Raw genomic sequence first — 9,378 nt, forward strand, 5'->3', positions numbered from 1 at the left:
TGGCTGTTACCTTGTTATATTCTTTCCGCTACTCTGAGTTTTGCACTTCTTGCCATCGGATTTATATCAGTTTCTTCTTTGCCCGGAGCTATTGCCTTTTTATTCACTGCCCGAACTAATTTAATCTTGTTACATATGCATTTTGGAAAATTTGGAGGACAAACACATTCTTTTTCCATCTCTCTTATTTTTTGTTTTACGATTCTGTCTTCAAGAGAATGAAAAGTTAAAACACAAAGCCGCCCTTCCGGATTTAGCAAGTCGGCAACATTATCCATAAATTCAGAGAGCCTTTCGAGTTCATTATTAACAGCTATTCTCAGAGCCATAAACACACGTGTTGCAGGATGAATCTTTTGCTTATATTGTATTTTTTTTGGTATTGAATCGCTGATAATTTTTACAAGCTCTGCGTTTGTCTTTATCTCACAATCTTTTCTGGCTTTAACTATGTTTCGCGCTATATTTCTTGCCCATGGCTCTTCGCCATAGTCTCTTATGAGTTTCCAGAGATTAACTTCATCCAGTTTATTAATCAGATTCCCGGCATTAATATCGGAATCTGTATTCATTCGCATATCAAGAGGCTCTGTATTTTTAAAGCTGAACCCCCTTTTGCTGGAATCAATCTGGTGAAGAGATAAACCCAGATCAAGCACGATACCGTCAACTTTTGTAATATTGCATTTTAAGAGAAATTCGGATAGGTTAACGAAATTACCATGAAACAGATGGATATTTGGCAGGTGAGGGAATAATATTTTTTTTGCATTCTCAATGGCGTCTTTATCCTGATCAATCCCCACCAATATTCCATTCGGCATGATTTTCTCACAAATGGCTTTTGCATGACCGGAACCACCTATCGTGCAATCTGCATAAATTTTTCCAGGCTTGCAGTCAAGATAATGAATGACTTCTTTTGTCATTACAGGGATATGATAAGGGTGCATCGATTAGATTCCTAGTTTTGCAATTTCGTTTCTGACCTCCTCCTTTTTGCTGTCAATTTCCAGTTGTTCCAGTTCCTTATTCCAATTTTCAAGCGACCAGATTTCAAAATGATCAAGGGCTCCAACCAGAACCATATCCTTTTCAAGTCCTGCATATTGTCTTAAGGTAGGGGGGATCAATATTCTGTCATGTTTGTCACATGAACATTCAAATGCTCCGCCAATAAATACTCTTCGGAAGCGGCGCATGCTCTCACTTATTTCTTTAAGCGAAAGAATTTTATTTTCTATTTTTCTCCATTCTTCGAAAGTATATGCATAAAGTGTTCTGTCCATTCGGGATACCATAACTCCATCATTCTCTGAATTTCTTATTATATCCCGAAACCTTGAAGGAATTATTAAGCGTCCTTTTGTATCTATTGTATGGAAGGAAGTTCCCCTGAACATATTTAGCCTTTTATTCTTCCTGGTTCTACCTGTTATTCACATAAAACCACTTTGATCCACTGATTCTATAAATGATACAATTAAATATAAGTGTCAAGAAAAAAATATAATTATTAAAATTATTTTTTATAATAATTTATTCAAGTTAAGGGAAAATAAGCAACTTATATTATGTGGATAATTGTGGATATAATTATAAATAAACAATATGCATATATAAGAATTAGTAAAGAATGGAGAGCGCATATATTTTATCTTTATTTATAGATTGTTACAGATTAGACATCTATCTATTATTATTGTATATCCGGAACATGTTTTCGAAAGGGACATGATATGGGTATAAGAGATTAAGATTTGGAGGTTTTTAACGATGTGTTGTCTGCTATTTCAAAACATATGGCTAAATATGGAATTTATGAGTATGACCCGCCATTGTTTTTCATTATAAATGAAGACAAAAATTGCACAGAATCATAACATATCAAAAATCTATTATTTTAGGTGGGGGAAAGTAGGGACGGTGAATGCCGGGAATGGAGGCATTTTATAATATTTTGTTTATCTGATGATAGATTTATTATGAAAAATCAGATTAAAGATGCTTTCCGCGGAGTGGTTCAGTAAAACACAAGCATCAGCTATAACTGTTTACGGCAAATTATATTGCAATCGCAGATAAAGATCCCATGAGCGATTTTAATGTGTCTTTTCAAGGCTTTTTGATGTTTCATCAATCATCACGTTGTTATAATCTGATTTATCTGCTGATACTTTACCGTAAGTTTTGGCCTTGCTTTCCGGCAGGATTTCCGAACGGATTTCTTTATAGAGTTTTTCCTTTTCCTGTATAATCCTGTTTTCGGTGTTATGTTTTACCCTGCCAAGTATCATATTGCTTTCGTTTTCTGCTTCTTTGATATTATCAAACAATTTTTTTTCTGCTTGTTTTATTAAATGTTCTCTGGTGCTTTCCATATCAGATTGCTTTTGATTAAGAGCTTTATTTATATCATTTATTTCGCCAAGAATTGTTTTTCTTTTCATCTCAAGATCCGCAAATTCTTCCGAGTTTTTTTTCTTGCGGCCTTTTAAAAAATCAATAAGCGGTCCGGCTGCATACTTTATAAAAAGTAAAAGCAAGATCAAAAAGTTTGCAAACAATAATACAGAGTCTGGTATATTTTTCATATTGTTATATTAAATTTCACCACGGAATACACTGAACACACGGAAAGGGCTCATAAAACAACCCTTTCAATTTGAGCATTTGGATAATGGCTGAAATTGATCGGAAAGCCCAGGTTATATCCCGGGGCTTTCAAGTAATTGTGAACCTGAGAGCGATGTCCATCAGATAATTCTTTAACGGCTTTTATTTCCACGATTATTTTTCCGAAACAGATAAAACCGGGTTTGCAGATCTGATTCAAACGCTCACCTTTATAATACAAAACCACTTTTTCTTGAGCAACAAAAGGAATATCCGCGTATTCCGCGGTTTATATTTTGCCAATACCACAATAATGCGGAAAAAACGAGTGCAAATCCATCATACTTCATTCAGATATTTACAATCCCGGATGATATGTGGTAGCTTAAAATATATTTATTAAGACGCAAATTCTAATGATTAAGTGGAACTAAGGTAAACACTAAATATGTACAAATTAAATTATGTCTCTTTCAGCATCTGAAAAACTGAATGAATTCTACAGCCATTTTACAGAAAAAGATAATGTGCTGATTGCAATAAATGCCGACCCCGATGCTATTGCCAGTGCGATGGCGGTTAAAAGACTTCTGTGGGGTAAGGTGAAAAATGTTAGTATTTCAAATAGTAATGTAATAAAACGCCCTGATAACCTTGCAATGATAAGGTTGCTCAGCGTAAACCTTGTACACATCAACCAAATAGACAAAAAAAAATACTCCCGTTTTGTAATTGTTGATTCGCAGCCAAACCATAACGATGTATTTTCCAGGTTTAGATTTAATGTCATTATAGATCATCATCCCGATACGAATTATAAAGCTGAATATGAAGACATAAGGCCTGATTACGGTGCAACCGCAAGTATGATGACCGAATATTTGAGGGCTGCAAAGATAAAACCATCATATAAACTTGCAACTGCTTTGTATTATGCCATAAAGACTGATACCAGCGATTTTGAAAGAAAGACTCTGGTTGAAGATGTAAAAGCTTTTCAGTTCGTTTTCAGATATGCAAACATGCATATCGCAAAAAAAATAGAGCAGGCGGAACTAAACTTTGATTTTTTGATGTATTTTAAACGTGCTCTTGAAAACATGAAAAAGCGTAAAGGTAAAATATTTGTTCATGCCGGGATAGTGGCTAATCCTGATATCTGTGTGTTGCTTGCCGATTTCTTTATGAAAATAAGTTACATAAAGTGGAGCATAGTTTCCGGTATATATAATGATATTCTTGTGGTTATTTTAAGAAACGACGGTTTAAGAAAAAATGCCGGTGATGTAGCGCAAGAGGCTTTTGGTAATTTGGGCTCAGCTGGAGGACACAAAAGTATGGCAAGAGCCGAATTTCCTGTTTCGGCTTTAAAAGGTAAACTTGATCTGACAAACGATGAAATTGTGCTGAAATGGATAATAGCCAGGATAGAGAAAAACACCAAAAAGAAGTAAGTGATTGTAATAAAGATATGTCTGTTACAATACTTGGTTCCGGAACCTGCGTTCCTTCGCTTAAAAGAAGCTCCTGTTCCGTTTTAATTGAAACAGGAAAAGCAAAAATTCTTATTGACTGCGGCTTAGGCACCATAAGAAGACTTCTTGAAAACAGTACTGAAATATATGATATTTCTCATATATTGTTAAGCCACTTTCATCCGGACCATACAGGTGAATTAGTATCTTTTCTTTTTGCCAGCAAATATCCTGACGGAAGCAAACGTAAAATACCCTTGACTGTAATAGGCGGAAGAGGGTTGTCGAATTTTTATGCCGGGCTTAAATCAGTATTTGGTAACTGGATAGATCTTATGCCTTCTGTTTTAAATATAATTGAACTTGATTCCGGCAAAAACGCCATACGTTTAAACGACACAGTCCTGGAATATATTTCAGTTGAACACAACGTGGAAAGCCTTGCATATAAAATCACAGGAAATAATGGCTGTTCAGTCGTTTATTCCGGTGATACGGATTTTTGTGACAATCTGATTAAAATTTCTAATAATACGGATTTATTGATATGCGAATCGGCTCTTCCGGATGAATTAAAGGTTAAAGGACATCTTACTCCTTCTTTTGCCGGCAGGATAGCAACAGCAGCAAATGCTAAAAAACTGATTTTAACTCATTTTTATCCTGAATGCGATAACATTGACATTAAGGCTCAATGCCGAAAAACTTATTCCGGTGAGTTGATTCTGGCCGAGGATCTGATGAAGGAGAAAATCGGATGAGATACTATCCGGTTAATCTTGATATTAAAAACAGACAGTGCCTTGTTGTAGGCGGCGGAGATGTCGGCACCCGTAAAGTGATAACCCTTCTGGAATGCAGCGCTTTTGTTACAGTTGTAAGCCCTGTTGTAAGCAGCAAGCTGTTAAACCTTGCCGAAACCGGTTCGCTTACCTTAAAAAAGCGCTACTATACCGAATCCGACTTATGCGGGATGTTTCTTGTTATATGTGCAACTGATAATGAAATGCTGAACAAACAGGTGAGTGAGGATGCCGGAAAGTTAAATATGCTGTGCAATGTTGCCGACAGACCGGAGGCTTGCAACTTTATTCTTCCGGCGATAGTAAAAAGGGGAGATCTGACAATAGCTGTTTCAACTTCCGGTAATAGCCCGGCTTTTGCAAAAAAAATAAGAAAAGATCTTGAAAAACAGTATGGTGATGAATATGCACAGTTTTTAAAATTGATGGGAGCCATCAGGAAAAAGCTTCTAAGTACCAAACACGAACCTGAAGCTCATAAGCATATTTTTGAAGAATTGATAAATAAGAATCTTGTTAAGATGATAAGAAACTGTGATGTTGATAAACTTAATCTTGTTCTTTTTGAAGTGCTTGGCAAAGGATATGACTTTTACGATCTTATAAAGCAGGAAGAGTTGTGACAAATGAATGATCTTATGATTGCAACCGGTTTGCTGTATGTATTAAGTGCTGCAGGATATATTTTATTCCTTTTTTTTCAGAAACAATATTTTCACAGACTTGGTCATATATTTCTGGCAACAGGCTTTCTTTGTAATTCGATAGTAATAGGCTATCATTATGCGCAAACAGGTCAAGCGCCTGTAAGAAATTTACAGGAAACATTGCTTGTTGTCGGCTGGGCGATTGCCGGGGTTTATTTTGCTTTTCATTACAAGTTCAGAATAAAAATTCTTGGTGGATATGCTGCTTTACTCGCTGCTTTATCTCTGGTCGCTTCGATTCTTTCTTCAGCAAAATATGTTGAGCCCCAGCCTATTTTTCATAGTATATGGTTGATAATACATGTTATATCAATATTTATAGCTCATTCGGCTTTCGCGCTAGCCTGCGGGGTCGGTTTTCTTTATATTATCCAGGAAAATGCAATCAAGCAAAAAAAACAGGGTTTTTTCTACAAACGTCTTCCTTCGCTCAACCTGCTTGACAGTACCGGTTATGCCTGCATAGTAACCGGTTTTACTTTACTTACCATCGGGCTTATAACCGGCTTTGTATATGCTAATACCGTATGGGGAAGATACTGGAGCTGGGATCCGAAGGAAGTCTGGTCCGGTATTGTCTGGCTGTTATATGCTGCAATTCTCCACGGACGTCTTGCTATAGGCTGGAGAGGAAGAAAAGCCGCGATAATGGCTATTATTGGATTTGCTGTTGTCCTTTTTACTTTTTTTGGAGTTAACTTTCTTTTTAAAGGGCATCATGGAGTATTTACAAGATAGAGATGTTTGAATATATATGCTTGAAATTATATTGATTGGATTAAATCATAAAACCGCTCCGATAGAAATAAGGGAGTGCCTTGCCGTTTCAAAAGACGAAACGGCGGCTATGCTTGACGCCATTAATAAAACGGACTCAATAAGCGAAGTTGTGCTTTTTTCGACTTGCAACCGTGTTGAAATTTTAATGGTAGCCAGTGATAAAATAAAAGCGGTTGAAACTGCAAAAAAGCAACTTTCGGCTTTTAAAAATGTGCCTGTTTCTAAATTTGAACAATCAATTTACGTTTATGAAGGCGATGAAGCGGTTCGCCATATTTTCAGGGTAGCATCCAGTCTTGATTCAATGATGATAGGCGAGCCCCAGATTCTTGGGCAGATAAAAGACTCTTATCTCATGGCTACAGAAAGAAAAACTTCCGGAGTCATATTAAACAGGCTTCTTCACAGAACATTTTTTGTGGCGAAAAAAGTAAGAACCGAAACCGGAATCGGAAGCAGCGCAGTTTCTATAAGCTATGCTGCAATCGAACTTGCCCGTAAAATTTTTGGCTTGCTTGAAAACAAGAAAGTACTGCTGATAGGCGCCGGAGAAATGGCTGAACTTGCCGTCGAACATCTCATCAGAAACAAAGTAAAAGAAATATTTATCGCCAACCGGACATTTAAAAACGGGGTTGAGCTTGCAAGAAGATTCGGGGGTAGTGTTATTTCGTTTGATGAGATTACCGGTTTTATTAAACAGGTTGATATTATAATCAGTTCAACCGGGTCACCTGATATAATAATTACAAAAGATCAGGTAAAACAGATAATGCACAGCAGAAGAAATCGCCCTCTTTTCTTCATTGATATTGCTGTGCCAAGAGATATTGATCCTGAAATCAATAAGCTTAATAACACTTATGTATATGATATAGATGATTTAAATGGCGTTATTGATGAGAATATTGAGGATAGAAACAAAGAAGCGATCAAAGGCGAAAGAATTATCGATGAAGCGGTTATAAACTTTAATAAGTGGTATGGCGGACTTGATGTTGTTCCCACTATTGTTGAATTAAGGAATAAAATTGACTCCATAGTATCGGCAGAGATTCAAAAAACCATGCAAACAATTGAGCTTTCGGAAAACGACCGGGAATCTCTTGGCAGGATGAAAATTTCCTTGATAAACAAAATCATGCATAATCCTATACTTTTGTTAAAAGAGGACGGTTGTAAAGGAAATAATTCGATATATATCGATGTAACCCGAAAACTGTTTAAGCTTGATGACTAGCTTTTACTGAACCGTCCTGATTATGATTTATCACAAGACTAATAACTTTGGAGACTGAATATGAAAAAGATTGCATTTCTATTTCCCGGACAGGGGTCACAAAATGTAGGCATGGGGCTTGATTTTTTTCAGGAGTTTGCTTTTGTTAAAGAGCTTTTTGAAATGGCATCTGAAATATGTAAAATAAACATATCAAAGCTTTGCTTTAACGGCCCTATGGAAGACCTGACAATGACTATCAATCTTCAGCCTTGTGTGACCGCAGTAAATCTGGCGTGCCTGTCTGCCATTGAAAATGAAGGTATTATTCCGGGTTTTTCTGCAGGACATAGTCTGGGAGAATACAGCGCTCTTTGTGCTGCAAAAGCTGTTTCAAATGAGGATACATTAAGACTTGTTTTTAAACGCGGGCAGCTTATGCACCGTGAATCGCTTAAAAACAAGGGCGCTATGCACGCAATAGTCGGTCTTACCATTGAAGATATTGAACGGATAATATCGGGAGCACAAAATAAAGGTATTGTATCTGTTGCAAATCATAACACAAAGACTCAGATAGTTATTACCGGGGAACCTGAAGCGGTACAAATGATTTCTGATATTGCATGTGAAAAAGGAGCAAAGGCTATACCATTAAAAGTAAGCGGAGCATGGCACAGCGAATTAATTAAGGGTGCTGAAGAAGAGTTTAAACACTATCTTGAAACTATCTCATTTAAAAAAACTGCTACACCTGTTATCCACAATGTAAGTGCAGATATATCATCCGATTCTTCGGAAATCAGGGATCTTGTCGGAAAACAGTTGTGCAGCCCTGTAAAATGGTTTGATTCAATCAACAGATTGATGGATGAGAATATTGAAATATTTGCTGAAATTGGACCAGGCACGGTACTGACAGGGCTTGTGAAAAAAATATTGCCCAAAGATTATCCTTTCAAAACTTATAGTATTAACTCTATAAAAAACTATGAAAATTTTATCAAAGAAGTAAAATAACACAGGCTTTATTAGAGTCCATCAACTTTAATCCTGATTATCTGTGGGTTCGGCCCAAATTATATGTCTTTTATTGATAAACATAATTTTCCCTTCTCCTTCTTTGGAAAAGGCATCAACCATAACTATAAAGGGGGCATCCGATTTTGTAAAAATATCGGAAACTCTCTGATTTAATGAGAGATTTATCTTTCCTTGAATTATTGCTCCATCCGATGTTTTGATTGTAACTTCTCTGTATTTGGCTTTATAATTAGTGCCCGGTTTTTTTTTATCCATTTTTTTATCTCCTGCTTTTTTACAAAAAATAACTGGTAAAAATTATATATGACATTATATTAGTACAGAATTTTTTTTAAAATGGCATCATATTACATTATACAATTAGATTCAATAATTAAAATATATCCCAAAATCCGCTATTGCTTTTCATAAAGGTACTCTTTTGGCTTTATCAAATAAAAAAATCAGTACAGACGATAAAAAACGCTTTGTATAAGCCTTTGTATTAGGGGAAAGCAAGCCATATTGCCAATAAATTTAATTTATGGCTCCATTTGGACGCACCTCTACACTTTGATTCCAAATCATTGTATTTCTTTTTTCCTTTATCCGGTGGAAAACTCCCAGCTTTTCAATCGTATCTCCGAAAACAGGGCTTGATAATGACGCCTGACTTTTAACCATATAACTCCTCCATGAAAAACTATCTTGCCGGCCGTTTCATATAGCTTCCATCTTAAAGTTTGAACTTGATG

11 protein-coding genes and 1 pseudogene are annotated in these 9,378 nt (G+C 36.1%); 6 read left to right on the forward strand and 6 right to left on the reverse strand.

Annotation, left to right across the window (positions count from 1 at the left end; all coding sequences use genetic code 11):
• Positions 1 to 14: 14 nt before the first annotated feature.
• The 4 genes from rsmH to VXK47_RS15920 form a co-directional block, all read right to left on the reverse strand.
• Positions 15 to 953 (reverse strand): 16S rRNA (cytosine(1402)-N(4))-methyltransferase, encoded by a 939-nt coding sequence (rsmH, locus tag VXK47_RS15905; RefSeq protein ID WP_435549770.1) that lies wholly within the window; start codon positions 951 to 953, stop codon positions 15 to 17.
• Between the two features lie 3 nt (positions 954 to 956).
• Entirely contained in the window at positions 957 to 1,403 is a 447-nt protein-coding gene (mraZ, locus tag VXK47_RS15910) for a division/cell wall cluster transcriptional repressor MraZ (protein WP_435549771.1), read from the reverse strand.
• 699 nt (positions 1,404 to 2,102) lie between these two features.
• Positions 2,103 to 2,594 (reverse strand): F0F1 ATP synthase subunit B family protein, encoded by a 492-nt coding sequence (locus VXK47_RS15915; protein WP_435549772.1) that lies wholly within the window; start codon positions 2,592 to 2,594, stop codon positions 2,103 to 2,105.
• A 50-nt stretch (positions 2,595 to 2,644) separates the two neighbouring features.
• Positions 2,645 to 2,887 (reverse strand): GxxExxY protein, encoded by a 243-nt coding sequence (locus VXK47_RS15920; RefSeq protein WP_435549780.1) that lies wholly within the window; start codon positions 2,885 to 2,887, stop codon positions 2,645 to 2,647.
• Positions 2,888 to 3,080: 193 nt separating this feature from the next.
• Between VXK47_RS15920 and VXK47_RS15925 the strand changes: the two genes are divergently transcribed.
• The 6 genes from VXK47_RS15925 to fabD are packed head-to-tail and all read left to right on the forward strand — an operon-like array spanning position 3,081 to position 8,620.
• Entirely contained in the window at positions 3,081 to 4,070 is a 990-nt protein-coding gene (locus tag VXK47_RS15925; RefSeq protein WP_435549773.1) for a DHH family phosphoesterase, read from the forward strand.
• The gene (locus VXK47_RS15930) at positions 4,028 to 4,852 is read left to right on the forward strand and encodes an MBL fold metallo-hydrolase (RefSeq protein WP_435549774.1); all 825 of its coding nucleotides are present in this window, start codon (positions 4,028 to 4,030) and stop codon (positions 4,850 to 4,852) included. Before VXK47_RS15925 ends, VXK47_RS15930 begins: the two co-directional genes overlap by 43 nt.
• A complete protein-coding gene (locus tag VXK47_RS15935) occupies positions 4,849 to 5,517 on the forward strand; it encodes a precorrin-2 dehydrogenase/sirohydrochlorin ferrochelatase family protein (RefSeq protein WP_435549775.1) in 669 nt (222 codons plus the stop codon). Before VXK47_RS15930 ends, VXK47_RS15935 begins: the two co-directional genes overlap by 4 nt.
• Before the next feature lie 3 nt (positions 5,518 to 5,520).
• Positions 5,521 to 6,339 carry a c-type cytochrome biogenesis protein CcsB gene (ccsB, locus tag VXK47_RS15940; RefSeq protein ID WP_435549776.1) on the forward strand — a complete coding sequence of 273 codons (819 nt, stop codon included), beginning with the start codon at positions 5,521 to 5,523 and terminating at the stop codon, positions 6,337 to 6,339.
• Between the two features lie 16 nt (positions 6,340 to 6,355).
• On the forward strand, positions 6,356 to 7,621 hold the full coding sequence (gene hemA / locus VXK47_RS15945) for a glutamyl-tRNA reductase (RefSeq protein WP_435549777.1): 1,266 nt from the start codon (positions 6,356 to 6,358) through the stop codon (positions 7,619 to 7,621).
• A 60-nt stretch (positions 7,622 to 7,681) separates the two neighbouring features.
• The gene (fabD, locus tag VXK47_RS15950; RefSeq protein ID WP_435549778.1) at positions 7,682 to 8,620 is read left to right on the forward strand and encodes an ACP S-malonyltransferase; all 939 of its coding nucleotides are present in this window, start codon (positions 7,682 to 7,684) and stop codon (positions 8,618 to 8,620) included.
• Positions 8,621 to 8,647: 27 nt separating this feature from the next.
• Here the strand turns inward: fabD and VXK47_RS15955 are convergent, their stop codons facing one another.
• Both VXK47_RS15955 and VXK47_RS15960 read right to left on the reverse strand, forming a co-directional pair.
• Positions 8,648 to 8,899, reverse strand: coding sequence for a DUF6812 domain-containing protein (locus tag VXK47_RS15955; protein ID WP_435549779.1), 252 nt, complete (start codon positions 8,897 to 8,899; stop codon positions 8,648 to 8,650).
• Positions 8,900 to 9,228: 329 nt separating this feature from the next.
• A pseudogene (locus tag VXK47_RS15960) lies at positions 9,229 to 9,378 on the reverse strand (IS1380 family transposase); the annotation flags it as partial.

This window comes from Desulfobacterium sp. N47 (assembly GCF_051233685.1).
In the GTDB taxonomy this organism is placed as follows: domain Bacteria; phylum Desulfobacterota; class Desulfobacteria; order Desulfobacterales; family RPRI01; genus RPRI01.